The organism is Variovorax sp. GW821-FHT09B01 (assembly GCF_059418345.1).
The window spans coordinates 511,385-534,608 of record NZ_JBWKPQ010000002.1; the positions used below are offsets into that span (position 1 = coordinate 511,385).

Consider the following 23,224-nt stretch of genomic DNA (forward strand, 5'->3'; position numbering starts at 1 on the left):
CAACCCAGATGAGAACCATTTGTATTCGAAATCTGGAAACGTAGATGAACTGCTTGACATCGAAGCCGGCACCGCTGGCCCTGGCCCTGGCGCTCGCGCTGGCCCACCTGACCGCATCGGCCCAGGCGCTGCCGGCCGACCCGGTCCCGATCCGCATCGCGGCCCAGCCGCTGGCCCAGGCGCTCAACGACTGGGCGCGCCAGACCGGCGTGCAGCTCGTGGTGCAGCAGAGCCTGGTGGCGGGCAAGACCGCGCCGGCGGTCGCGGGCCGGCTCGCGCCGCGCCAGGCGCTCGACCAGTTGCTGGCCGGCAGCGGCCTGTCGGCCAGCGTGGAGGGCAACGCCGTGGTCATCCGCATGCTGGTGCCGGGCGCTTCCAACGCCTCGCTGCCGGCCGTCACCGTGCAGGCCGAGGGCGAGCAGAGCGCCACCAGCCGGGTGCAGGGCTACGTGGCCCGGCGCAGCGCCACCGGCACCAAGACCGACACGCCGATCATCGAGACGCCGCAGTCGATCTCGGTGATCACGGCCGACCGCATCGAGGCCATGGGCGCCGCCAACCTCAAGGACGCGCTGGGCTACACGCCGGGCGTGTCGACCACCACCTATGGGGCCGATTCGCGCTACGACTGGATCTCGCTGCGCGGCTTCGATGCCTACTCGCCGGGCTTCTACCTCGACGGCCTGCCGCTGCGCAACAACAGCACCTGGGGCGTGTGGCGCACCGAGAACTACGGCGCCGAGCGCATCGAGCTGCTGCGCGGTCCCTCGTCGGTGCTCTATGGCATGAGCGGGCCGGGCGGGGTGGTGAACGTGGTCAGCAAGCGACCGACGGCGGAGCCGGTGCACGAGCTGCAATTGCAGCTGGGCGACCACGCCCGCAAGCAGGTGGCGGGCGATTTCTCGGGTGCGCTGGATGCCGAGGGCAAGCTGCTCTATCGCATCACCGGACTGCTGCGCGATGCGCAACTGCCGGCGGCCAGGGAGGCCGACGATCGCAGCTACATCGCACCGTCGCTGACCTGGAAGCCGTCGAGCGACACCACGCTCACGTTGCTGTCCCAGTTCACCCGCACGCGCAGCGGTGTCTACACGCGCGCGCGGCCGCAAGTCGGCTCGCTCGATGCGACCGCGATCGGCACCTACATCCCCTCCAGACTGTTCGTTGGCGAGCCCGGCTTCGACCGCTTCGACCAGGACCAGGAAATGGTCGGCTACCAGTTCGAGCACCGCATCGACGACACCTGGACGGTGCGGCAGAACGCACGCTATGCGCACCAGAAGCTCGATTACACGGGCACGCAGCTGCGGGGCTTCACCGCGCTGAACCCCGATGTGCCGAACGATCCGGTCAACTTCCAGCAGATGGCGCGCAGCGTGTTCGGCAGCCGCGAGAACATCGCCGCCGTGGCGCTCGACAACCAGGCGCAGGCCGACTTCCGCACGGGCGAGGCGCAGCACAAGGTGCTGGTCGGGCTCGATTACCAGCGCACCCGGATCGACCAGATCACCTTCAGCGGCGGCAGCGCCTCGCCGCTGAACATCTACGCGCCGGTGTACGGCGGGCCGATCGAATTGCCCGCGCCGTATTTCGACGGCATCACCCGGCTGACGCAGACCGGCCTCTACCTGCAGGACCAGATCAAGTGGGGCGAGCGCTGGTCGCTGACCCTGGGCGGTCGCTACGACACGGCCGACAGCACGGTCTTCAGCCGCCTCGACGGCTCGACCCAGCGCATCCGCGACCACAAGTTCACCAGCCGCGCCGGCCTGGTCTATCTGCATCCGAGCGGCTGGGCGCCGTACCTGAGCTACTCGGAGTCGTTCGCGCCGACCGCCACCATCGACCCGGTATCGGGCGACCCGTTCAAGCCCGAGAGCGGCAAGCAGTTCGAGGCCGGCGTGCGCTACCAGCCCACGGGCGGCAAGGCGATGTACAGCGCGGCCGTCTTCGACCTGCGGCGCAAGAACTACATCAGCTTCGACGGCGATGCCATGCCCAGGCAGACCGGCGAGATCTCGGTGCGCGGCCTGGAGCTCGAGGCCACGGCCGAGGTCGCGCCGCGCATGAACCTCACGGCCTCCTACAGCTACACGCCGCGCGCCATCGTCACGGCCAGCAGCAACGCGAGCGAGATCGGCAAGCAGGCCACGGCCGTGCCGCGCCACCGGTTCTCCGTGTGGGCCGACTACCGCTTCGCCAATGGCTTGAAGCTCGGGCTCGGTGCCCGCTACACCGGGACGAACTACGGCGACGGCGAGGCCGCGCGGCCGAGCAAGGTGCCCGCGTCCACGGTGCTCGACGCCATGCTCGGCTACGACATCGATCGCTGGACCCTGGCGCTGAACCTGCGCAACCTCACCAACAAGACCTACATCGCCAACTGCGGCTACGGCAACTGCTACTACGGCTATCCGCGCACGGCGGTGGCGACGGTCGCCTATCGCTGGTAAGGTCGCAGGGCGGGCGCTAGACACTCTCGAAGAACGGTGGATGTATTGGACGCTGGCGGGGCCTGCATCGATGATTTCATGAGGAAGGGGATTCAATGGAGATGTTGTCGAACGCCACTCGGGTGCTTCTGTCCGTGTTCCTGTTGGCAGGTATGGCGGCCTGTGGCGGCGGGGGCGGGGGTGGTGGGGGCTTTCCGTTGGGGCCGGTGTCCGTGGCGCCACCCTCCCAGCCTCCGGCATCGGGAGGCGACACGCCGCCCCCCGTGTCGTCCTTGAAGCTGGAATACAGGATCAACGGCCAAGGACCGACGTCCCTGACGCAGAGCCAGACGGTGGTCCTGTTGGCTGGCGATACCGTGGAGATTTCCGCCGGCCAGGACGTGAGCTGGAGCGGCGCCAGCAGTACGCCGTCGAGCGTCACGGTATCCGATCTGCAGACCACGCCCAGGAAGTGGTCGGGGCAGATATCGAGCACGGTCGACGATTCAGTCCGCTACACGATCACCGCCAAGCTCGTTGGCGCGTCGGCCTCCAGCAAGATCAACCTCGAACTGCGGATCAATGCGCAGGACCGCCGCAATGGCGACTACCAGGTGTTTGCCACGAACGGCACGCGGCAGACTCTGAAGCTGGACTTCGACCGCAAGACCTACAGGATGACCGACGCGGCCGGCGTCGCGGAATCGGGCGTGATCGGCTTGGACGCGACCGCGAGCGGCACCTTCGTCTTTTCCAGTGCCCGTACCGGTGGCTCGATCAACAATGCGCGCTTCCGGGTGTCCCTGGCCCCCGACTACGTCGTCGTGGGGGCCTATCCATTCGCGATGCCAGGCGGGACGGCGGCGGTGCGTCCCTTCGTCGCATCGCGCGCGCCGATCAAGTCTCCCGCAGACCTCGACGGCAGTTTCAACGGCCTCGGAATCAGCATGGTCGGGACGACTCCCGACTCCTCGATCAACAACCTCAGGATCTCGGGCCGGGGCACCACGCTGTATGACTGCACGGATGACAGGATCTACAACACGAATTTTTGCCCACTCGGGTCCCTCAAGACCTATTCGGTGACCAAGGGCGTGACTGACGGCGTGTGGCGTGCCGTCAATAACGCCGACTCCAGCGACGTCCGCAACTTCAGCGTGGTGAAGTTCGACGACGACAGGGTCTACCTGGAAGCCGAGCAGCCGTCGTTCGATAGCTTCCGATTCCGCGTCGGTGTGATGGTCGACAGCAGCACGTACACCTCTGTGATGACCGCCTACGGAGCGGCCACGGACGGATCGTGGGGCCGCTCGGTGACGAAGCCCGGCAGATCGGTGCTGGTCGAGTACCCGCTGGCGCGCCAGAGTTCGGCGCTCCAGGGCCTACCGACCAGTGATGATGGTCTTGAGCGCCTCTACACCCGCAGTGCAGTCGGCCTCGATGGCACGGCATTGGAGCTGAGCGCGTTCGTCGGGATGATCGATGTCCTTTTGCCGGTGTCGGAGTCGACGATTTCCTTTCCGCGCGGCCTCGGCTACGCGTTGATGACGCCCACGAGCTACTTCACGGCGCGCAGCCCGCAGCTTTTTGCCCGCATCGGGCCGCGCGTTCCGGGAGCCGCGGGGTATCTGGAGATCGGGCTGATCGAACGCTGAGCCCACGCGTGGGCATCGGTCGACTTCGGCCGATGCTCGCCGCGCGAACGCTTACGAACTGACAGGCCCGGCCCGGGTTGACACCAGGCGCGTGAAGATTCGATACTGAACCTATCGGTTCATTGATCAAGACTCCAAGGAGATACCCATGCAAAGGATCGTTCCCTGCCTCTGGTTCGACGGCAATGGCGAGGATGCATTGAAGTTCTACAGCGCGATCTTCCCGAACTCGCGCGTGACCGACACCCTGCTGTGGGGCGACGTGAATCCCGCCAAGAAGGGCTCGCTGCTCACCGCCACCTTCGAGCTCGACGGCCAGGCGTTCATGGTGCTCAACGGCGGCCCCGAGTACAAGTTCACCCCGGCCATCTCGATGTACGTGAGGTGCGAGACCCAGGCCGAGGTCGACCACTACTGGGACAAGCTGCTCGAGGGCGGCGGCCAGCCGGTGCAGTGCGGCTGGCTCACCGACCGCTTCGGCGTCTCGTGGCAGGTCGCGCCCGACGAGATCATCCGGATGTTCCAGGACAAGGATCCCGCCAAGGCCAAGCGCGCGATGGAGGCGATGATGAAGATGGTCAAGCTCGACATCGCCACCGTGAAGAAGGCCTTCGACGGCGCTTGATCGCTACACCAGCCGCTTGATCGCCTTCTTGCGCCACACCAACTGGTAGTACGCGGTCTGCAGCAGCAGCATCGCGCCGAAGGTCACCGGGTAGGCATACCAGATGCCGTCCAGGCCGATGCGGTGGCTCATGAACCAGGCCACCGGCACCTCGAGCCCGAGCAGGCAGGCGATCGAGATCAGCGTGGGCACCAGCACCGAGCCGCTGGCACGCATGATCCCCGACAGCGCCGAGGCCATGCCGAAGATCACCAGGCTCCACAGCATGATGTGCAGCAGTTCCTGCGCGATCTCGATCACCGGCGCGCTGGTAATGAAGAAGCCCATCAGCGGCCGCGAGAACAGGTAGCCCAGCAGGACCAAGCCGCCGGTGAGCAGCAGGTTCATCATCAGCGCCGTGCGCGCGATGGCGCCGAGGCGGTCGGCGCGGCCGGCACCGATGGCCTGCGCGCCAAGGATCGAGGCCGTGATCGCGATCGAGATGGCCGGGAACTGCACGTAGGCCACCACCTGGTTGACCGCGCCGTAGGCGGCCGTGGCGCTCGAGCCGTAGCCGTTGACCAGCGACAGCAGCACCACCTCGGCCAGCGCCACCACGATCATCTGCACGCCCGTGGGCACGCCGACCTTGAGCACGGTCTTGAGCAGCTGCGGATCGATGCGCATGCTGCGCAGGAAGGCCGCGTCGGGCGCGAGCGGGCTGTTGCGCTGGCGCAACCGCCAGCCCAGCCACAGGGTCGCCACCAGGAACGAGAGCACCGAACCCCAGGCGCCGCTGGTCACGCCGAGCTGCGGCAGGCCGCCCCAGCCGCGGATCAAAGCCGGCGTGACGAGCATGCCGATGGTGGTGGAGATCAGGAGCGTGAGCAGCGGCGTGACGGTGTCGCCCACGCCGCGCAGCATCGCGGTCGAGATCAGGAACACGAACACGCCGGGCATCGCGATCAGCATGATCCGCGCGTAGCGCGTGGCCTCGGCCAGCACGTCGGGCGGCGTGCCCAGCGCCGCCAGCAGCGGCGTGGTGAAGGCGCCGCCGAACACCGCGATCACCAGGCCCATCAGGATGCCCACGCTCAGCGTGGTGCCGGCCACCGCCTTGGCGCGGGCAACGTCGCGCGCGCCCCAGGCCTGGCCGATCAGCACCGAGGCGCCGGCGCCCAGGCCGATCACGAAGGCGATGAAGAAGAAGAACACCGGGAAGAAGCTCGAGACCGCGGCCAGCGCGGTCACGCCGATCATCTGGCCGATGTAGATGTTGTTGAGCGTGCCCGACAGCGACTGCAGGATGTTGCTCAGCAGCATGGGGGCGAGGAAGAACAGGAAGATCTTCCACAGGGCGCGCGGCGCGCCCACGGGTGCCACGGGCGTGCCCTGGAGGCCGCTCGGGTTGGGGGCTGTGTCTGTCTTGGCGTTCATTCGTGGGTCCAGCTCGCGCCGGAGAGTTCTTGGAGGTGGGCCCGCAGGTCATCGGGCCAGGTCGAAATGTGTTGCTCGAAGCGATCGCGCTCGAGCGCGAACAGGGCGCGCATGGCTTCCTCGAAACCGGGCAGGTTGCCGGCCAGCACGGTCATCACGCCGTAGGTGGCTTCCCGCGCCGCGCGTGCGGCATCGCGCCCTGCGTTGACGCGGCGTGCCTCGTCGATCAGCCGGCGCAGCGCGACCGAGGCGCCGCCGGGCTGGCGGCCCAGCCACTCCCACTGGCGCGGCAGCAGCGTGACCTCGCGCGCCACCACGCCGAGCTTGGGGCGGCCGACGCCGCGCGGCGGCTCGCCGGCCGGCGCCGGTGGTTCGCGCAAGTCGAGGTCGATCTGCGCGCCGCTGCGGTCATCGAACACCAGGTACGACGTGTCGTCGGTGCGCGCGCGCAGCGCGGCGACCAGCTCGGCGCGCGAGCCGCGTGCGATGCGGTGGAAGCCGGCGAAGGCGGTCAGGGTGGACGCGGGATCGGCGCAGGCCGGGAGGGAAGAAGTCTCGAGGGTCATGGAGGCGGAGCGGTAATTTACCCGGGCGCAATGAAGAAAGCCTGACTTTTCTTGCGCCCGGCGAAGGAGGAAGGCGAAGGGAACGGCAGGCACCGGCGAAGGCTCAGGCGCGCGGCCGCGCCGGGCCGTTGTAGCCCTGCGCGCCGTGGCAGCCGGATTCCTCGGCCCAGAGCTCGAACAGTGCGTCGAGCTCGGCCGCGCGGTCGAAGGCCGGGTCGTCGCGCTCCTTCACGCGTGCCAGCTCCTCGAAGGCGAAGGCCTCGGCGCCGAGCGCGATCCAGTCCTGCTGCAGCGCCTTGTTGCGGTGGCTGCGCAGGTTGAGCTCGAAACGCTGGCGGTTCATCGCGCCCACGATGTCGAGCGCGGCCGCGGCGAACACCCGGCCCGTCTTCAGGTTGCGGATCGCGAACACGCCGGCGGGGAGCGTGCTGTCCTTGTACTGCCGGGTGAGGGCGCGCCGTGATTCCTGGGAAAGTGTCATGGCGCCAATTTTACCCGGGTTAAATTGAATCCATCAATATACCCGGGTAAAAATAGGCGCGCGCCTCAAGCCCCGCGCAAGCGCCGCCAGGCCCGCAGCGCGCGCCGGTTGAAGGCATGCACCAGCCGCCAGGGCCGGCTCTGCCGCACGAGGTCCAGCACCCGGTCCTTCCAGGCCTTCCAGCGCGGATACCAGCGCGCGAACAGCGGGATGCGCATCAGCGTGCCTTCGACGAGCTGGAAGATCCGCGCCACCACCGCGGTGCCGGCCAGCTTGGCCGCGACCAGCACCGCCACGCCGCTGCCCGCGTGGCCATGGCTGAACAGGAACAGCGCCAGCACCTTGACCGGCAACAGCAGCAGCACCGGCAACAGGAAGGCCAGCAGCGCGCCCCAGGGCGGCAGGCCGCGCAGCCAGGCTTCGGCGCGCGCCCACAGCGGCAGCCGGGCCAGCCGCGCCGCGAGCGCGGCCAGCGGTTCCCAGCCCCATTCCTCGAACAGCAGCAAGGGCACCAGCAGCACGGCGAACACCGTCCGTAACAACTTCCCGAAGCGGGACGGCGGCCGGCGCGGGCCAGGGGAGGAGGGTGGTTGCACGGTGGGGAGGTGGGGGCGTGGAGCGGTCGGACAAGTGTCCGCGCCGGATGGCCGGACGCCATTTTCACTATGGCAAACTCGCGCGCTTCATTCGACCAACGCGACCGGCCGGCCGGTCGCAGCGACAGGGACGCCACTCAGCAATGCAGAAAATCATTCGCCAGCTCGCCGCCGAAATCAAGGTGGGCGAGCATCAGGTGAAGGCCGCCGTCGAACTGCTCGACGGGGGCGCCACGGTTCCATTCATCGCGCGCTACCGCAAGGAAGCCACCGACGGCCTCGACGACACCCAGCTGCGCGAACTTGAGGCGCGCCTGAGCTACCTGCGCGAACTCGAGGACCGCCGCGCCGCGGTGGTCAAGGCCATCGACGAACAGGGCAAGCTCACGCCCGAACTGCGCGCCGCGATCGAACTCGCGCCGACCAAGCAGGAGTTGGAAGACCTGTACCTGCCGTTCAAGCAGAAGCGCCGCACCAAGGGCCAGATCGCGCGCGAATTCGGCATCGAGCCGCTGGCCGACAAGCTGCTGGCCGACCCCACGCTCGATCCCGCCGTGGAGGCCAAGGCCTTCCTGCAGCCCGCCACCACGCTCGACGACGGGAAGCCCGGCCCCGATTTCTCGACCGTGCCCGCCGTGCTCGACGGCGTGCGCGACATCCTCTCGGAACGCTGGGCCGAGGACGCCGTGCTGGTGCAGCGCCTGCGCGAATGGCTCTGGAACGAGGGCCTGCTCAAGTCCAGCCTGATGAGCGGCAAGGACGAGAACAACGCCGACGTCGCCAAGTTCCGCGACTACTTCGACTACGACGAGCCGATCGGCCGCGTGCCCTCGCACCGCGCGCTGGCCGTGTTCCGCGGCCGCGCGCTCGACATCCTCGACGCCAAGCTGGTGCTGCCGGTGGAGCCCGAGCCGGGCAAGCCCAGCGTCGCCGAAGGCCGCATCGCGCTGCACCTGGGCTGGAGCCATGCCGGCCGCCCGGCCGACGACCTGCTGCGCAAGTGCGTGGCCTGGACCTGGCGCGTGAAGCTCGCGCTGTCGACCGAACGCGACCTGTTCACGCGCCTGCGCGAGGACGCCGAGAAGGTCGCGATCAAGGTCTTCGCCGACAACCTGCGCGACCTGCTGCTGGCCGCGCCGGCCGGCCCGCGCGTGGTGATGGGCCTGGACCCCGGCATCCGCACCGGCGTGAAGGTGGCGGTGGTCGATGCCACCGGCAAGCTGGTCGAGACCGCGACCGTGTTCCCGCACGAGCCGCGCAAGGACTGGGAAGGCTCGCTGCACACGCTCGGCAAGCTCAGCGCCAAGCACGGCGTGAACCTGATCGCGATCGGCAACGGCACCGCCAGCCGCGAGACCGACAAGCTCGCCGCCGACCTGATCAAGCTGCTCGCCAAGATGGCGGCCCAGGCCGGCGCGCCCGAGATGAAGGTCGACAAGGTGGTGGTCAGCGAGGCCGGCGCCTCGGTCTATTCGGCCAGCGAATTCGCGGCCCTCGAGATGCCCGACGTCGACGTGAGCCTGCGCGGCGCCGCTTCCATCGCGCGCCGGCTGCAGGACCCGCTGGCCGAGCTCGTGAAGATCGACCCCAAGAGCATCGGCGTGGGCCAGTACCAGCACGACGTGAACCAGAGCGAGCTCGCGCGCACCCTGCAGGCCGTGGTCGAGGACTGCGTGAACTCGGTGGGCGTGGACCTCAACACGGCGAGCGTGCCGCTCTTGAGCCGCGTCTCGGGCCTGTCCTCGGCAGTGGCCAAGGCCGTGGTGCGCTGGCGCGATGCCAACGGCGCCTTCGGCACCCGCAAGCAGCTGCTCGAGGTCACGGGCTTCGGCCCCAAGGCCTTCGAGCAGAGCGCGGGTTTCCTGCGCATCCGCGGCGGCACCGATCCGCTCGACGTCACCGGCGTGCATCCCGAGACCTATCCGTTGGTCGAGCAGATCATCGTCAAGACCGGCAAGCCCATTGCCGAGCTGATGGGCCGCGCCGACATGCTCAAGACGCTCAAGCCCGAGCTGTTCGCCAACGAGAAGTTCGGCGTCATCACCGTCAAGGACATCCTCGGCGAACTCGAGAAGCCCGGCCGCGACCCGCGCCCCGACTTCAAGGTGGCGCGCTTCAACGACGGCGTGGAGGACATCGCCGACCTGCAGGAGGGCATGATCCTCGAGGGCACCGTGAGCAACGTCGCCCAGTTCGGCGCCTTCATCGACCTCGGCGTGCACCAGGACGGCCTGGTCCACGTGAGCCAGCTGAGCCACAAGTTCGTCAACGACGCGCGCGAGGTCGTGAAGACCGGCGACATCGTCAAGGTGAAGGTGATGGAGGTCGACGTGGCGCGCAAGCGCATCGGCCTGTCGATGAAGCTCGACGCCGCCCCCGCGCGCCGCGACGGCCCGCGCGACAACCGCTTCGAAGGCGCCGGCCGCGGCCAGCAGCCGCGCCGCGACAACACGCCGCAGCCTTCGGGGCAGATGGCGAATGCGTTTGCGAAGTTGCAGGGGTTGCGCAAGTAGGCGGTGCCGCGAAGCGCCTAACGTCGAGCCAGTCTGAAGGGGTGTCTGTGAGAACCTGGTCAGTGCGAGATGCGAAGGCACGTTTTGACGAGCTCATCGAGGCCTGCCGGACAGAGGGGCCGCAAACAGTGACAGAGCGTGGCACCCCGGTGGCCGTGCTCGTTCCTGCCATGCAGTGGTCGCGTTCGCGTGCTTCGGCCCGACTGTCGCTCAAAGCGCTGCTGCTTGCCCCCGATGCGCGCACCGAGTTTCTGACTCCCGAGCGCGGAGTCGCGCGCAGGCGGGTTCCTCCATTGCCGCGTTGAGCGAAGAGAGCAAATGAATCCGTTCGGCATCGATGCCATGACTCGCAACGTCGCCGACTTCGCGAACTTCGGCGTCGCGCTGCTCAACCCCTTCGAGCACGGCAAGCCATGAAAGCCCTGCGCATCTACGCCGGCCCCGCCGCGCGCCGGCATATCGAGGCCCAGGGCCTGCGGCCGCAGGATGTGCGCACCATCCCCGGCGCGGCCGGCGGTCCCAAGGGGCTGATCCTCGGGCCGATCGACCGCTTCGTCTTCGGCGAGTGGCTCGCGCAATCGGACCAGCCGGTGCACCTGGTGGGCGCATCGATCGGCGCCTGGCGACTGGCCACGGCCTGCCTCGGCGATCCGGTCGCGGCCTTCGAGCGCTTCGAGCACGACTACGTGCGCCAGCAGTTCGAGGTGCCGCCGGGACAGAAGCGGCTGAGCCCGCACCAGCTGAGCGAACGCTTCGCCGAGAGCCTGCAGGCCTTCTATGGCGGGCGCATCGGCGAGGTGCTCGCGCATCCGCGCTACCGGCTGCACGTGGTGACCTCGCGCGGGCGCCACATCCTCGGGCGCGAGGGCAGGGCGCGCACGCCGGTCGGCTACCTCGGCGCCTTCGCGTCGAACAGCGTGCACCGCAAGACGCTGGGCGCCTGGCTCGAGCGCTGCGTGTTCTCCACGCCCGGCGCCGAGCTGCCCTTCGGCACGCGCGACTTCCGCACCCGGCAGCATGCGCTGCGCGAGGACAACTTCAACCTGGTGCTGCAGGCCTCGTGCTCGATCCCGTTCCTGCTGGCCGCGGTGCACGACATCCCGGGCGCGCCGCGCGGCGCCTACTGGGACGGCGGCATCACCGACTACCACCTGCACCTCGACTACCAGCCGGTCGACGACGGCCTGGTGCTGTACCCGCACTTCCAGCGCGCGGTGGTGCCGGGCTGGCTCGACAAGGGGCTGCGCTGGCGCCACAAGTCCACGGGCTTCCTCGACCGCATGGTGGTGCTCGCGCCCGATCCCGACTGGGTGAAGACCCTGCCCAACGGCAAGCTGCCCGATCGCAAGGACTTCATCCATTTCCAGAACGACGCGCAGGCGCGCATCGCGGCCTGGACGCGGGCCACGCGCGAGGCCGAACGGCTGTCGGACGAATTGCAGGAATGGCTGGCGCGCGGCAGCGCCGCCGAGATCCTTCCGCTCTGAGCGGCGCCGGGCAAACCCTGAACGGGCACGCGGCCCGCGCTTCGAGAATGGCCCGCATGCCGTCCGGCCCGGACGGCCCACAACAAGCAGGAGACCGTTCCCGATGCCCCATGCCCTGATGTCGCGCCGCCGCTTCGCCATCGCCACCTCCGCCGCCGGTGCGGCCGCCACGCTCGGCCTGCCGGTGCTCGCGCAGAGCGCCTGGCCCAGCAAGCCGATCCGCATCGTCGTGCCCTACACGCCCGGCGGCTTCACCGACCAGATGGCGCGGCTGGTGCAGATCGGGCTGCAGACGCGGCTGGGCCAGCCGGTGCTGATCGACAACAAGCCCGGCGCCAACAGCCTGATCGGCGTCGATGCGGTCGCCAAGGCCGCGCCCGATGGCAGCACCTTCGGCGTGGTGATCGCGGCCTACGCGGCCAACACCTCGCTTTATCCGAAGCTGCCCTACGACCCGCGCAAGGACCTCGCGGGCGTGTCGCTGATGGGCGTGTCGCCGCTGCTCGCGGCGGTCAACCTCGACGCGCCGTTCAAGACCGCGCGCGAACTGATCGACTACGCGCGCGCCAATCCCGGCAAGGTGAGCTTCGGCTCGTCGGGCAACGGCTCGGCCGCGCACCTCACGACCGAGCTGTGGAAGTCGCTGACCAAGACCTACATGATCCACATCCCGTACCGGGGCGCGGTGCCGGCGCTGACCGATCTGATGGGCGGGCAGATCCAGCTCTTCTTCGATGCGCCCACCGGGCTCATCAACCAGGCCAAGGCCGGCAAGATCCGGCTGATCGGCGTGGCCGGCGACAAGCGGCTGCCCGCGGTGCCGGACGTGCCGACCTTCATCGAGCAGGGCTTCGCGGGCTTCACCGGCAGCACCTGGGCCGGCATGCTCGCGCCGGCCGGCACGCCGCGCGAGATCGTCAAGCGCATGTCGGACGAGGTGGCGCGCATCATCAAGAGCGACGAGACGCGCGCGAAGCTCGATGCAATGGGCACCTTTCCGGCCGGCGGCACGCCCGAGGAGTTCGATGCCTTCATCGCGTCGGAGACCGCGAAGTGGGGCGCGGTGATCCGCACCGCGGGCGTGAAGGCCGAGTAGCCATCGCTGGCACGGCGGGTGCTTGCCCGCCGTTCATGAAGCACTTCATCGTCGAGATCGACTACCTCGTGCCCTTGGCACGCATCCAGGAATCCGTGCCCGCGCACCGCGCCTACCTTCAACGGGGCTACGACGTCGGCCTGCTGTTGTGCTCGGGCCCGAAAGTGCCGGCCACCGGCGGCTTCATGCTGGCGCGCGCGGAGTCGCTCGAGCAGCTGCAGGCCTTCTTCCTCGACGACCCGTTCAGCCGCGAACAGCTCGCGCGCTTCGCCTTCAGCGAGTTCCAGCCGGTGAAGCGCCAGCCCTGGGCCGAGGACTGGTTCGCTGCGCCGTCCGCCCCGGCGGATTGAGGCATCACACCTTGTCAGCGGCTCAGGCCGCCAGCACCAGCACCTTGAACTGGCTCGGCACGATCCGCATGCCGACGATGTTGCAGCGGTTCTGCACCGACAGGCTGGTCATGCGCGTGCACGGCGTGCCCTTGAGCAGCACGGTGAAGGCGCCCGTGATGTGGCGCGAAGGCCCCATCACCGTCTGCGAGACCACGCCCATCAGCACGCCCGCGTTGTCGCCGTTGGTGATCGGCGTGACGGTCGCCATGTTGTGGGCGGGCGTGCCGCCGTAGAGGATGTTCCAGGCGTTGGGAATCGCGGTCGGGCCCAGCGCGAAGTTGGGGTAGGGGATGGGCAATGCCGGCGGCGTCTTGCAGACGTCGGGGAAGGCGAGGTCGACGCCCATCATCTGTGCGTTGGCGAACATGGTGGCTGTTCCTTTCTGGCTGTCGTCGATGGTCGATGGCGCGGGTCAGCCCATGTGGATCTGCTCGGCATCCACCTTGACCAGTCCCTTGCTGCTCACGAGCGTGTTCTTCGCATGCAGCCGCAGGGTCTCTTCCGCCTGGTAGTCGATCTGCCCCGCGCGCACCTGCTCGACCTCCTCGGTGAGCCTGAAACTCGAGCGCGTGAGCACGCTGAGCCGGTCGAGCACGGTCTCGCAGGTGCGGCCGACGAAGCGCGCGATCAGCGTGGTGATGCGCACTTCGCCGCCGCGGTAGTCCATCTCGCCGACCTCGAGCTGCGCCTTGCGTGCCTGCAGATCGAGTTCGGGCGCGGCCAGTTCGAGCCGGGTGCCGGCCTGCAGCGTGAGCACGCCGTCGACCGCGAGCCGCGCCTGTGCGGGATCGGCCTGCGTGATCACGGCGATCAGGTAGGCCTGGTCGCGCCGCGGTCCGGCCACCAGCACCGTGTCGCCGACCGAGGGCTGCAGCAGGCAGCTCGCGGCGCGCGGGCACTGCCAGCGTTCGCCGCCGGCCTGTGCCTCGACGAGGAAGGCATCGCCGTGCAGTGCCTGCAGCACGGTGCCGAGGGCGTTGCCGGTCCAGGCGGCGGGCGCGGGCAGCGGACGGCGCAGCAAGGTCTGCATGTCGGGCGCGTCGTGCGCGGCGGGAAAAGATGCGGGGGAAGAGGCGCGTTCGCGCAGGGCGGCGGGGCTCATGGTGCGAGGTCCTCGAGGTCGTCGGAAGTGGAAGGCAGCGGCCGGCCGAAACCGTCGCGGCCCGCGCGTTGCGGGCGGTCCTGGCGCGCGGCCGAGAAGCGTTCGGCCTCGAACAGGGCCGGGTCGCTGTCGAGCACGCCGCCGCGGTCGCCCCATCGGGTGCCGGACTGCAACGCGCGGTGCATCTGCGTGCGCTCGAAGAAGGCGCCGCGCAGGTCGGCCTCGCCGAGGTCGGCATAGGCGAAGTCGGCATACACGAGCCGGCTGCGCGCGAACGAGGTGCGCCGGCACTGCGCGCGGTGGAACACGCACTGCTCGAGCCGCGCATCGGACAGGTCGGCGTCGTCGAGCCGCGCACCGACCCACAGGCTCTGGTCGAAATGCCCGCCGCGCGCATCGGCGTGGCGCAGGTCGGCCTCGGGAAACAGGCACTGCGGCGCATGCACCGCGGTGAGCACCGCGCGCGCGAGCTTCGCGCCCTTGAAGTTGCACTGGACCAGCGTCGCGCGGTCGAAGTTGCAGCCGCCGAGGTCGGCATCGATGAACTGGCAGAGCCGGAACTGCTGGCCCGAGAAGTCCTGGCCCGCGAGATCGGCCTCGCTGAAGATCACGTTGTGGAAGCTGGCGCCCGTGAAGCGCGCGCCGCGCAGCGCGGCCCGGTAGTAGACGGTGGTGTTCAGCGCCACCGCGTCGAAGCGGGTGCCGGCCAGGCTCGATTCGCCGAACACGGCCTTCGTGAGTTCGGCCCCCGCGAAGCTCGCGCCATCGAGCCGGCTCTGGTGAAAGGCCGCGAGATCGGCCCGGGCCTCGGCGGCATCCATCTCGTGCAACTCGCAGTCGCTGAAGGCCGCGCGGCTCATCGTGGCGCCGCGCAGGCTCGCGCGTGCCAGGCTGCAGCGATGGAAGCCCGCGCGCTGCAGGTCGGCCGCATCGAGCACGGCGCCGTCGAAGCGGCAGGCATCGAAGGCCGATTCGGCGAGCTTCGCGCCGCGCAGGCTGGCGTTGGAGAAATCGCAGTCGCGCAGGGCGCCGCCGCTGAGGTCCAAGCCATCGAATCGCATCCCCTGGAAGTCCTGCCGCTCGATGAATTCGCCGCCGCGCAGTTTCAGGGCCAGGGTTTCCGGCGTCATTGCACCGGGTCCGCCGCGCGGCGCGGCAGCGTCTTGGCCTGTTCGAGGTAGGCGCCGTGGGTGTCGGTCACCGTGTCGATCACGGTCTGCGAGACGTCGGCACGGAACAGGTTGGCTTCGCGCAGGTCGCAGGAAAGCAGGCGGGATTTCTGCAGATGGGCATTCATGAGGTTGGCGCCGCGCAGCGAGGCCTGCGTGAAGTCGGCGCGGATGAACAGGCTGTCGGGGGCATCGATGGCGCTCAGGTCGGCGCCGGTCAGCACGCAGCCCGAGAGATCGCAGGTGTCGAGCGTGGCGCGCACGAAGCGCGCGCCCTCGAGCTGCATCTCGCGCAGGCTGCAATGGACCAGCGTGGCGCCTTCGAAATCGACCGTGCGCAGGCTGCTGGTGCCGACGAAGCAGGTGGTGCGCAGCGTGGCGCCGCGAAAGCTCACGCGCCGGTCGGCCACGGTGTGGGCCCAGGCGCAGGCTTCGAGCGAAGCGCCCGCGAAGTCCAGGCCTTCGACCTCGCAGGCAATGAGGCCGAACTTGTGCAGCGTGGCGCCGCGAAAGCTGCAGTCCACGAGCCGGCTGCCTTCGAGCACGGTCACGTAGTCGAAGTGCGCATCGTCGAAGCGGCAGCCCTCGAAGTGCATGCCGAACAGGTTCAGCTGCGCGAGCCGCGCGCCGCCGAAATCGCAGTGCTCGAAGCGACTCTTCTCGCTCGTGGTTTCGGACAGCCGGGCGTGCGCGAACGAGGTGCGCTCGCAGCGCGCGAGGCTCAGGTTGGCGCGGTCGAGCACGCAGTGGGCCAGCGAGGCATGCGCGAGGTTCGCGCGCACCAGCACCGCCTCGGTGACATCGGCGCCGTCGAGCTGCGCGCCCGCGAGCGAGGCGCTCTCGAGCAGGGTGCGGTGCAGCCTCGCGCCGCGCAGGTCGATGCCGGAAAGGTCGGCGCCGGTCAGGTCCAGGCCCGAGAGATCGCGCGTGGTCGCCATGAGCTGCAGCACGCGTTCGCGCGCCTCGGCCGCGCGCACATCGTCCATCGCATCGGCCGCGCTCTGGTGCTGGGCGCCGAGCCGGTACATGTCGATCAGGCCGCGGCGGCCGTTCTCGGCCGCCTGCTCGAGCGCGCGCTGCTGCTCGGGCGGCATCTGCGGGCTGCGCGTGGCGGGCGCGATGCCCAGCAGGCCCTGCATCACGGTCTTCGCATCGAAGGCCGGCGGGCCCTTGACCTCGGTACGCTGTGCGCCGTCGACCATCTCGCCGGTGTCGAAGCCGACCTTGCGCGACTCGGGCGCGTTGGCCTTCGCATGCCGCGCGAGGTCGCGGCGGCCGTCCTCGAGCTTCTGCAACTGTTCGCGCTCGTAGGCCTTGGCGCGCTCCATGAACGCGGGCAGTTCGCTGAGGCTCGGCCGCCTGGTGAAGGGCTCGGGCACCGCGCGTTCCTTGAAGTGGCGCGGCTTGTGGCCGGCGGCCACGCCCTTGTCGGCGAGGTCCTCGCGCAGCACGCGCGCGCGTTCGCGCATGTTGCGCACCAGCGGCGATTCCTCTTCCTCGAGCTGGTCGATCCAGGGACCGATGGTCTCGGCGGGCAGCAGTTCCTCGTCGCGGAAGGTATGGAGCGCGCCGGTCTCGGGGTCGCTGCGGCGCTGCAGGATCTCGAGGTAGTGGGCCAGCGGGCGCGGTGCATCGGCGGCGCGCTCGATCGCGGGCATGAGGTGCGTGATGTCGGCGGCGTCGTCTTCGGCGATCGCGGTCTCGCCATGGAAGATCAGCGCGATCTGTTCGCGGTGCGGGAAGAACCAGGCCGTGGTGAGCCGCAGCTCGAGCTCGTCGAAGTGTTCGGGCTCGTCGCTGCCGGCCTGCGTCTTGCGCGCCACGAAGCCGCGCGCGCGCCAGTCGGGCAGCCGACCGCGCTGCACGGGCTGCGCGGGGTGCATGTTCCAGATCTCGTAGGGCGTGCCGCCCGCGATGCGGTCGGCCTGGGGCCAGCGCTGCTCGGGCGCGGCGGCATTGAAGAGCCGCCAGTCCATGTCCTGCGCGAAGCCGGGGAACAGGTGCTCGCGCCAGTGCGCGCCGCAGTCGCTGCCGATCAGCCGCATGCGCGCGGGCCAGCTCACGTCGATCGCGCCGAGGCAGGCCGGCTCCATCGCCCGGCCCGGATGATCGATGCGGCGCCGCGGATGCTCGACGTTGGGCAGCCGCTGCACCCACAAACCGTTCACGAGTTCGGGCTGCTGGCCGATGCCCAGCGGGTTGTCGGCGAAGGCCGGGCCGCCGTAGGCACGGCTCCAGTCCAGTCGCATCGATTCGAAGGGCTGCGGCGCGCTCGCGCCGCCGTCGACCCAGTAGCGGTCGCCGAACACCACCAGCTGGCGCGCCAGCGCGCCCACGCGCAGCTCGACCGCGCAGGCTGTCTTCTCGGGCTGGTGATGGGTGTAGGCATGGCCGGTGGCCAGGAACTCGGCGCAGGCCTTGGGCATGCCGAGGTCGATGGCGCCGGTGGGGCCGAGCTCCTCGGAGACCGTCTTCCAGAATTCGGTCTCGGGCAGCAGCACCGGCTGCTCGTCCATCGACACCATGCCCATCACCGTGAGCGCCAGGCGCTGGTGGCCTTGTCGCAGGAACGGGCGCGTGATGACGCTCAGCCGCAGGGGTTTGACTGTTTTCACGGAGGGACGCGCGCTCAGTGCGAGGCGCGCGGAATCTCGAGCGGCGTGCGCGCGCGGTCGATGGCGAAGATGGAGGCGTCGTTCGGATCGCGCAGCAGGTGCACCGGCTTGCCGGGCACCGCGAACTGCGGCAGCAGCCCCTCGTCGATCAGCGTGCGCACGATGGCGGGGCGCTCGTCCACGATGGCGTCGGTGCCGATCACGCGCAGCGCGAGCTCCACGGCATACACGGTCTGGCCCTGCGAGCCACCGCGCGAGAGTTCATTCTCGGAACGCTTGAGCGACTCCACAACGGCCTGCGCGGGAATGCCGGTCTGCGCCAGCCGTTCCCAGGTCTTGGCCTCGGCCGAATAGGCGCGGTTCTCGCGCGTGGCCACGACCACGACCGACACCGCCACCAGCAGCATCGAGCCCATCAGCACCGCGAAGACGATCCACAGCAGGATTTCCATTCGTTCGCTTCGTCAGACCACCAGGGTCAGCACCTTGAACTTCGCCGCCAGGCCGCCGGTCGCGATCAGCATGCCCTTCTGGGCGATCTTCAGGCCCGTGGTGCTGATCTTCAGCGGCGCGTTCTTCAGCGAGAAGATGGCCACGTCGATCTTGACCGTCGCGAGCTGCGCATTGAGCGCCGCGTAGTACTGCAGCCGCGCGCCCCACACGTCCAGCGACATCCCCACCAGGCTCAGCCGGAAGCCCACGCCGCCCACGCGCGCGAGCCGCCAGTCGCCGCTCGATGCGTAGTTGTTGTTGTAGACGGTGGAGTTGTTGGTGTAGTTGTTGGTCGTGTTGTTGTAGGTGGTCGAGGTCGTGTTGTAGACGTTGGTGTTGATGACGTGCTGCGTCGTGTTGTGGATGTGGTTGGTGGTGTTGAAGGTCACGTCGGGCGAGGTGTGCACCGTCGGGCCGGTCACGATGGTGGTCGAGGGACCGTTGACCGTCACGTTGTTGACGGTGTTGATGGTGTCGTTGCGCCCGCCGCTCACGAAGCGGATCTCCTGGCCATCGATGGTGCCGTGGAAGCCGCCGGTGATCGCGAGGTTCACGCCGCCCGTGATGGTGTCGTTGAGGCCACCGGCCAGGTTGCGGTTCTTGCCGCCGGTGATGCGCTGGTTCACGCCGCCGCTGATGGTCTCGTTGAAGCCGCCGGTCACGTCGCGGGTGTCGCCGCCGGTGATGGTTTCCTGGGCACCCGCGGTGATGTCGCGCGTCTCGCCGTCCTGGTAGGTGGCCGACTCGTGGCCCTTGATCAGCGTGGTGCGGGTGCCGTCGGTGGTGTGGGTCTCGTCGGCCTCGACCTCCACGTCGAGGTTGCGCTCGGCATGCAGCAGGATCTGCTCGGCGCCGGTGCGGTCCTCGAAGCGCAGCATGTTCGCCTGGTTGGCCGCGCCGCCTTCGCTCGAGCGCGTGAGGATGCCGCTGGCCGTGGCGTTGGCCGGCAGTTCCCACGGCGGCATCTGGTCGCTGTTGTAGACGCGACCGGTGATGATCGGCCGATCAGGCTCGCCGCCGATGAAGTCGACGATGACCTCCTGGCCCACGCGCGGCATGTGCATGGTGCCGAAGTTCGCGCCGGCCCAGCTGCTCGACACGCGCACCCAGCAGGAGCTGTTCTCGTCGGCCTGGCCGTAGCGGTCCCAGCGGAACTGCAGCTTCACGCGGCCGAAGCGGTCGGTCCAGATCTCCTGCGGGCCGACCACGGTGGCGGTCTGCGGGCCGTTGGTGCGCGGGCGCGGCGTCTTGCGCGCGGGCCGGTAGACCACGGAGGAGGGCAGCACGCTGAAGTCGAACTCGCACACCGATTCGGCGCTGCCGCCGCTCGAGTACTCGGGCTCCTGCAGGTCGTAGCGGGTCTCGGTGACCAGGTACTCGCGGTTGTCGGCTTCGCGCGGGCAATGCGTGAGCGAGAACAGGTAGCCGGGCGCCATGCCCGCCACGTTGGTGTGGCCCGCGGCCAGCTCGTGCGCGCACTGCAGCTCCTGCAGCCGGATGCGCGCATAGGTGTCGCCCTGCTGGTGCTCGCTGTAGCCGCCCAGCCATTCGTAGACCTCGTACGAGGCATGGTCGTGGCCCTTGGGGTCCTGCTGCACGCTCTGCAGCGAGGCGCGCGACTTGCGGAAATCGAAATCGTCGAGCATCACACGGCCCGAGGTGATCTGCTCGGCCACGCGCCAGCGGTCGATGCAGGGCTCGAGCGCATCGACCACGCGGTCGCGCGGCCGGTACGGGATGCTGGCGTAGCCGGGCAGCGGCCGGTAGGCGCCGGCATCGTCGGCCAGCACCAGCAGGTGCGAGCCGTTGCTGTGCTCGAAGTGGTAGGAGATGCCTTCGTGCTCCATGAGGCGGCTCGCGAAGGCGAAGTCGCTCTCCTGGTACTGCACGCAGTTCTCCCAGCTGCGGTAGCTGCCGCTCAGGCGCTTCTCGTACTCGAAGCCGTACTTGCCGAGCACCTCGTCGAGCACCTCGGGCACGCTGCGGTTCTGGAAGATGCGGCTGTCGGTGGTGCGCGTGAGGTACCAGAGCCAGGGCTGCACCAGCGCGCGGTAGACGTAGTGGCGGCCGGTCTCGTTGGCGCGGCCCAGCAGTTCGAAGCGCACCACGGTGCCGTTGAGGAAGCGCGGGCCGGCATCGTCCGAGACCTCGATGCTCAGCGAGGTGCCCAGCAGCGTCTTCAGGTCGAGGTTGAAGCTGGTGCTGACCATGTCGACCTCGAACTCGAAGAGTCGGGAGAGGCCTTCCTGTCCCCGCATCGCGCGAAACTTCAACTGCTCGGCGCTCAGTGCGGTGTGGACCCGGATGGTTCGCGTCATTCGAAGGTGTTCCCTGTTCTCGAAGGACCCGGCGGGTGCGGGTCGTCGAGGCCAGTCTAGGAAGCCCTCATGTCATCGACATGACGCGATGGCGCATGCGGCGCGCTAAGACCGCGCGCTTAAGACGAACTGTTTATAAGGCCGGGGTCGACGCCCCGGCCCGGCCTCACATCGAGGCTTCGAGCATCGCGCGGTAGTCGTCGCGCGTGGCCAGCCGCGGGTTGGTCTTGTGGCAGTGGTCGGCCATCGCGCCGTCGATGATCTGCTCGAACAGCGCGGGCGTCACGCCCACTTCGGTCAGGCCCTTGGGCAGGCCCAGGCGCGCGTTCATGTCGCGGATCGCATCGCCGAGGTCGCCGGCCGAATCGAGGTGCATGGCCTGCGCCATGCGCTGCAGCCGCTGTTCCTTCTGCACCGACTCGGCGCCGGCGTTGAAGTGGATCACCGCGGGCAGGAACAGCGCGTTGAGCGTGCCGTGGTGCAGGCGCGGATCGACGCCGCCGAGGCTGTGGCTCAGCGAGTGCACGCAGCCCAGGCCCTTCTGGAACGCCATCGCGCCCTGCATCGAGGCGCTCATGAGGTTGAGGCGCGCCTCGCGGTCGCTGCCGTCCTTGGTGGCGCGCTCGATGTGGCCCCAGGCGCGCTCGAGGCCATCGAGGCCGATGCCGTCGGCCGGCGGGTTGAAGGCGGCCGACATGAAGGTCTCCATGCAGTGCGCGATCGCGTCCATGCCGGTGGCGGCGGTCAGGCGCGGCGGCAGGCCGAGCGTGAGCTCGGGGTCGCAGATCGCGGCCTTGGGCATCAGGAACCAGCTGTGGAAGCCGAGCTTGCGGTGGTCGTCGACGATCACGATCGCGCCGCGCGCGACCTCGCTGCCGGTGCCGCTGGTGGTGGGCACCGCGATCAGCGGCACCGCGCGGTCTGTGATCTTCGGCGAGCCGCCCTCGATGGTGGCGTAGGTCTTGAGCGGACCTTCGTGCGTGGCTGCGATCGCAACGCCCTTGGCGCAGTCGATGGCCGAGCCGCCGCCCACGGCGATCAGGCCGTCGCAGCGGCCGCTGCGGTAGAGCTCGACAGCCGCGCGCACGGCGGCCTCGGTCGGGTTGGACGGGGTCTGGTCGAAGATCGACACCTCGAGGTCGGCGATGGCGTCGATCGCCTTCTGCAGGATGCCGGCCGCGCGCACGCCGGCGTCGGTCACGATCAGCGGGCGGTTGATGCCGATGCGCGCGCACTCGCTCGACAGCAGCTTCACCGCGCCGAATTCGAACTGGATCTGGGTCAGGTATTGGATGAGGGCCATGGGGTGGGGGAGGGGTTCCGGAGCTTGCGGGCAGTACGATGGCGGACCATCGAATCTACCGAAACTATCAGGAGGGAGACACCTTGCACACGAAGAAAACCCTTGCCGCTGTCGCGCTCGGCACAGCGATCGCCGCGCTGTCCGCCGCCCCGGCGCTGGCCGCCTGCCTCAGCGACGAACAGGTCGCTGATTTCGCGGCCGCGCTCGAGGCCCACCGGCCCGCGGCCGACATCGAGAACATGGGCGAGACCGATGCCTCCTGCACGCGCGCGAAGCTCAATGCGCTGCATGCGCGCAAGCACGGCCCGGTGGTCGGCTACAAGGCCGGGCTCACCAATCCCGCGGTGCAGAAGCGCTTCAACTATGACCAGCCGGTGTGGGGCGTGCTCTACCGCGACATGGTGCTCGACACCGGCGCGGTGGTCGATGCTGCCTTCGGCGCGCGTCCGCTGTTCGAGGCCGACATGCTGGTGCGCGTGAAGAGCGTCGACATCAACGCCGCGAAGACGCCGGCCGAAGTGCTCGCCGCCATCGACCAGGTGATCCCCTTCATCGAGCTGCCCGATCTCGCGGTGCAGACCCCGCCCAAGCTCGGCGGCCCGGGCCTCGCGGCCATCAACGTGGCGGCGCGCCTGGGCGTCAAGGGCGTGGCGATCGAGGTGCCCGCCGACAGCGCGGGCCAGGCCGTGCTGCTGCAGAGCCTGCGCGACATGACGGTGGTGATGAAGGACGGCGCCGGCAACGAACTCGCGCGCGGCAAGGGCTCGGACATCCTCGAGCATCCGCTCAATGCCGTGGTGTGGCTGGCCGGCGCCCTCGCCAAGGAAGGCATCGCCATGAAGCCCGGCGACCTCATCAGCCTCGGTTCCTTCTCGCCGCTGCTGCCGCCCAAGGCGGGGCAGACGGTGCTCGTGACCTACGAAGGCCTGGCGCGCGCCCAGCCCGTGGTCGTTTCCTTCAAGTGAC

The 23,224-nt window shown here is 69.1% G+C and carries 20 protein-coding genes; 9 read left to right on the forward strand and 11 right to left on the reverse strand.

What is annotated here, in order from left to right:
* Positions 1 to 44: 44 nt before the first annotated feature.
* From AC07RV_RS09485 to AC07RV_RS09495, 3 genes are all read left to right on the forward strand, one after another.
* A complete protein-coding gene (locus AC07RV_RS09485; RefSeq protein WP_296782649.1) occupies positions 45 to 2,453 on the forward strand; it encodes a TonB-dependent siderophore receptor in 2,409 nt (802 codons plus the stop codon).
* A 272-nt stretch (positions 2,454 to 2,725) separates the two neighbouring features.
* Positions 2,726 to 4,087: a hypothetical protein gene (locus AC07RV_RS09490; protein WP_444813811.1), complete on the forward strand. Its 1,362-nt coding sequence runs from the start codon at positions 2,726 to 2,728 to the stop codon at positions 4,085 to 4,087.
* A 148-nt stretch (positions 4,088 to 4,235) separates the two neighbouring features.
* Positions 4,236 to 4,712, forward strand: coding sequence for a VOC family protein (locus AC07RV_RS09495; RefSeq protein WP_296782645.1), 477 nt, complete (start codon positions 4,236 to 4,238; stop codon positions 4,710 to 4,712).
* 3 nt (positions 4,713 to 4,715) lie between these two features.
* Here AC07RV_RS09495 and AC07RV_RS09500 read toward each other — a convergent pair whose 3' ends face one another.
* The 4 genes from AC07RV_RS09500 to AC07RV_RS09515 all read right to left on the reverse strand — a co-directional run bounded on the left by AC07RV_RS09500 (position 4,716) and on the right by AC07RV_RS09515 (position 7,771).
* The gene (locus AC07RV_RS09500) at positions 4,716 to 6,128 is read right to left on the reverse strand and encodes an MATE family efflux transporter (RefSeq protein ID WP_444813813.1); all 1,413 of its coding nucleotides are present in this window, start codon (positions 6,126 to 6,128) and stop codon (positions 4,716 to 4,718) included.
* Positions 6,125 to 6,694, reverse strand: coding sequence for a DUF2239 family protein (locus tag AC07RV_RS09505; protein WP_296782644.1), 570 nt, complete (start codon positions 6,692 to 6,694; stop codon positions 6,125 to 6,127). Before AC07RV_RS09505 ends, AC07RV_RS09500 begins: the two co-directional genes overlap by 4 nt.
* 103 nt (positions 6,695 to 6,797) lie before the next feature.
* Positions 6,798 to 7,175, reverse strand: a complete 378-nt coding sequence (locus AC07RV_RS09510; RefSeq protein ID WP_296782643.1) for a GIY-YIG nuclease family protein — start codon at positions 7,173 to 7,175, stop codon at positions 6,798 to 6,800.
* A gap of 65 nt (positions 7,176 to 7,240) precedes the next feature.
* The gene (locus tag AC07RV_RS09515) at positions 7,241 to 7,771 is read right to left on the reverse strand and encodes a hypothetical protein (RefSeq protein ID WP_093341986.1); all 531 of its coding nucleotides are present in this window, start codon (positions 7,769 to 7,771) and stop codon (positions 7,241 to 7,243) included.
* A gap of 143 nt (positions 7,772 to 7,914) precedes the next feature.
* Here AC07RV_RS09515 and AC07RV_RS09520 point away from each other — a divergent pair, with 143 nt between their 5' ends.
* The 5 genes from AC07RV_RS09520 to AC07RV_RS09540 all read left to right on the forward strand — a co-directional run bounded on the left by AC07RV_RS09520 (position 7,915) and on the right by AC07RV_RS09540 (position 13,217).
* Positions 7,915 to 10,284, forward strand: coding sequence for a Tex family protein (locus AC07RV_RS09520; protein ID WP_093341985.1), 2,370 nt, complete (start codon positions 7,915 to 7,917; stop codon positions 10,282 to 10,284).
* 62 nt (positions 10,285 to 10,346) lie between these two features.
* Positions 10,347 to 10,589: a type II toxin-antitoxin system prevent-host-death family antitoxin gene (locus AC07RV_RS09525; protein WP_444813814.1), complete on the forward strand. Its 243-nt coding sequence runs from the start codon at positions 10,347 to 10,349 to the stop codon at positions 10,587 to 10,589.
* A gap of 108 nt (positions 10,590 to 10,697) precedes the next feature.
* Positions 10,698 to 11,771: a patatin-like phospholipase family protein gene (locus AC07RV_RS09530; protein ID WP_208508017.1), complete on the forward strand. Its 1,074-nt coding sequence runs from the start codon at positions 10,698 to 10,700 to the stop codon at positions 11,769 to 11,771.
* A 103-nt stretch (positions 11,772 to 11,874) separates the two neighbouring features.
* A complete protein-coding gene (locus AC07RV_RS09535) occupies positions 11,875 to 12,867 on the forward strand; it encodes a tripartite tricarboxylate transporter substrate binding protein (protein WP_296782638.1) in 993 nt (330 codons plus the stop codon).
* Between the two features lie 35 nt (positions 12,868 to 12,902).
* On the forward strand, positions 12,903 to 13,217 hold the full coding sequence (locus tag AC07RV_RS09540) for a YciI family protein (RefSeq protein ID WP_296782636.1): 315 nt from the start codon (positions 12,903 to 12,905) through the stop codon (positions 13,215 to 13,217).
* A gap of 22 nt (positions 13,218 to 13,239) precedes the next feature.
* Here the strand turns inward: AC07RV_RS09540 and AC07RV_RS09545 are convergent, their stop codons facing one another.
* The 7 genes from AC07RV_RS09545 to gbd form a co-directional block, all read right to left on the reverse strand.
* Entirely contained in the window at positions 13,240 to 13,626 is a 387-nt protein-coding gene (locus AC07RV_RS09545) for a DUF4150 domain-containing protein (RefSeq protein WP_093341975.1), read from the reverse strand.
* 45 nt (positions 13,627 to 13,671) lie between these two features.
* Positions 13,672 to 14,361: a DUF3540 domain-containing protein gene (locus AC07RV_RS09550; protein WP_296782635.1), complete on the reverse strand. Its 690-nt coding sequence runs from the start codon at positions 14,359 to 14,361 to the stop codon at positions 13,672 to 13,674.
* Positions 14,358 to 15,491: a pentapeptide repeat-containing protein gene (locus tag AC07RV_RS09555; RefSeq protein WP_296782633.1), complete on the reverse strand. Its 1,134-nt coding sequence runs from the start codon at positions 15,489 to 15,491 to the stop codon at positions 14,358 to 14,360. The genes AC07RV_RS09550 and AC07RV_RS09555 overlap by 4 nt, the downstream gene beginning before the upstream one ends.
* The gene (locus AC07RV_RS09560; protein ID WP_296782631.1) at positions 15,488 to 18,145 is read right to left on the reverse strand and encodes a DUF2169 family type VI secretion system accessory protein; all 2,658 of its coding nucleotides are present in this window, start codon (positions 18,143 to 18,145) and stop codon (positions 15,488 to 15,490) included. Before AC07RV_RS09560 ends, AC07RV_RS09555 begins: the two co-directional genes overlap by 4 nt.
* Positions 18,146 to 18,159: 14 nt before the next feature.
* Entirely contained in the window at positions 18,160 to 18,597 is a 438-nt protein-coding gene (locus AC07RV_RS09565) for a hypothetical protein (RefSeq protein WP_093341969.1), read from the reverse strand.
* A gap of 12 nt (positions 18,598 to 18,609) precedes the next feature.
* The gene (locus AC07RV_RS09570) at positions 18,610 to 20,955 is read right to left on the reverse strand and encodes a type VI secretion system Vgr family protein (RefSeq protein ID WP_296782629.1); all 2,346 of its coding nucleotides are present in this window, start codon (positions 20,953 to 20,955) and stop codon (positions 18,610 to 18,612) included.
* Between the two features lie 166 nt (positions 20,956 to 21,121).
* Positions 21,122 to 22,258 carry a 4-hydroxybutyrate dehydrogenase gene (gene gbd / locus AC07RV_RS09575; protein WP_296782628.1) on the reverse strand — a complete coding sequence of 379 codons (1,137 nt, stop codon included), beginning with the start codon at positions 22,256 to 22,258 and terminating at the stop codon, positions 21,122 to 21,124.
* Between the two features lie 83 nt (positions 22,259 to 22,341).
* Between gbd and AC07RV_RS09580 the strand changes: the two genes are divergently transcribed.
* Positions 22,342 to 23,223: a 2-keto-4-pentenoate hydratase gene (locus tag AC07RV_RS09580; RefSeq protein ID WP_296782626.1), complete on the forward strand. Its 882-nt coding sequence runs from the start codon at positions 22,342 to 22,344 to the stop codon at positions 23,221 to 23,223.
* Position 23,224: the final 1 nt, after the last annotated feature.

What these genes read in the sequence shown, in the direction of transcription:
- AC07RV_RS09485 (WP_296782649.1), top strand. Translation starts at nt 45, where the DNA reads ATGAACTGCTTGACATCGAAGCCGGCACCGCTGGCCCTGGCCCTGGCG.
- AC07RV_RS09495 (WP_296782645.1), top strand. Translation starts at nt 4,236, where the DNA reads ATGCAAAGGATCGTTCCCTGCCTCTGGTTCGACGGCAATGGCGAGGAT.
- AC07RV_RS09500 (WP_444813813.1), bottom strand. Translation starts at nt 6,128, where the DNA reads ATGAACGCCAAGACAGACACAGCCCCCAACCCGAGCGGCCTCCAGGGC.
- AC07RV_RS09505 (WP_296782644.1), bottom strand. Translation starts at nt 6,694, where the DNA reads ATGACCCTCGAGACTTCTTCCCTCCCGGCCTGCGCCGATCCCGCGTCC.
- AC07RV_RS09510 (WP_296782643.1), bottom strand. Translation starts at nt 7,175, where the DNA reads ATGACACTTTCCCAGGAATCACGGCGCGCCCTCACCCGGCAGTACAAG.
- AC07RV_RS09520 (WP_093341985.1), top strand. Translation starts at nt 7,915, where the DNA reads ATGCAGAAAATCATTCGCCAGCTCGCCGCCGAAATCAAGGTGGGCGAG.
- AC07RV_RS09530 (WP_208508017.1), top strand. Translation starts at nt 10,698, where the DNA reads ATGAAAGCCCTGCGCATCTACGCCGGCCCCGCCGCGCGCCGGCATATC.
- AC07RV_RS09535 (WP_296782638.1), top strand. Translation starts at nt 11,875, where the DNA reads ATGCCCCATGCCCTGATGTCGCGCCGCCGCTTCGCCATCGCCACCTCC.
- AC07RV_RS09540 (WP_296782636.1), top strand. Translation starts at nt 12,903, where the DNA reads ATGAAGCACTTCATCGTCGAGATCGACTACCTCGTGCCCTTGGCACGC.
- AC07RV_RS09545 (WP_093341975.1), bottom strand. Translation starts at nt 13,626, where the DNA reads ATGTTCGCCAACGCACAGATGATGGGCGTCGACCTCGCCTTCCCCGAC.
- AC07RV_RS09550 (WP_296782635.1), bottom strand. Translation starts at nt 14,361, where the DNA reads ATGAGCCCCGCCGCCCTGCGCGAACGCGCCTCTTCCCCCGCATCTTTT.
- AC07RV_RS09555 (WP_296782633.1), bottom strand. Translation starts at nt 15,491, where the DNA reads ATGACGCCGGAAACCCTGGCCCTGAAACTGCGCGGCGGCGAATTCATC.
- AC07RV_RS09565 (WP_093341969.1), bottom strand. Translation starts at nt 18,597, where the DNA reads ATGGAAATCCTGCTGTGGATCGTCTTCGCGGTGCTGATGGGCTCGATG.
- AC07RV_RS09570 (WP_296782629.1), bottom strand. Translation starts at nt 20,955, where the DNA reads ATGACGCGAACCATCCGGGTCCACACCGCACTGAGCGCCGAGCAGTTG.
- gbd (WP_296782628.1), bottom strand. Translation starts at nt 22,258, where the DNA reads ATGGCCCTCATCCAATACCTGACCCAGATCCAGTTCGAATTCGGCGCG.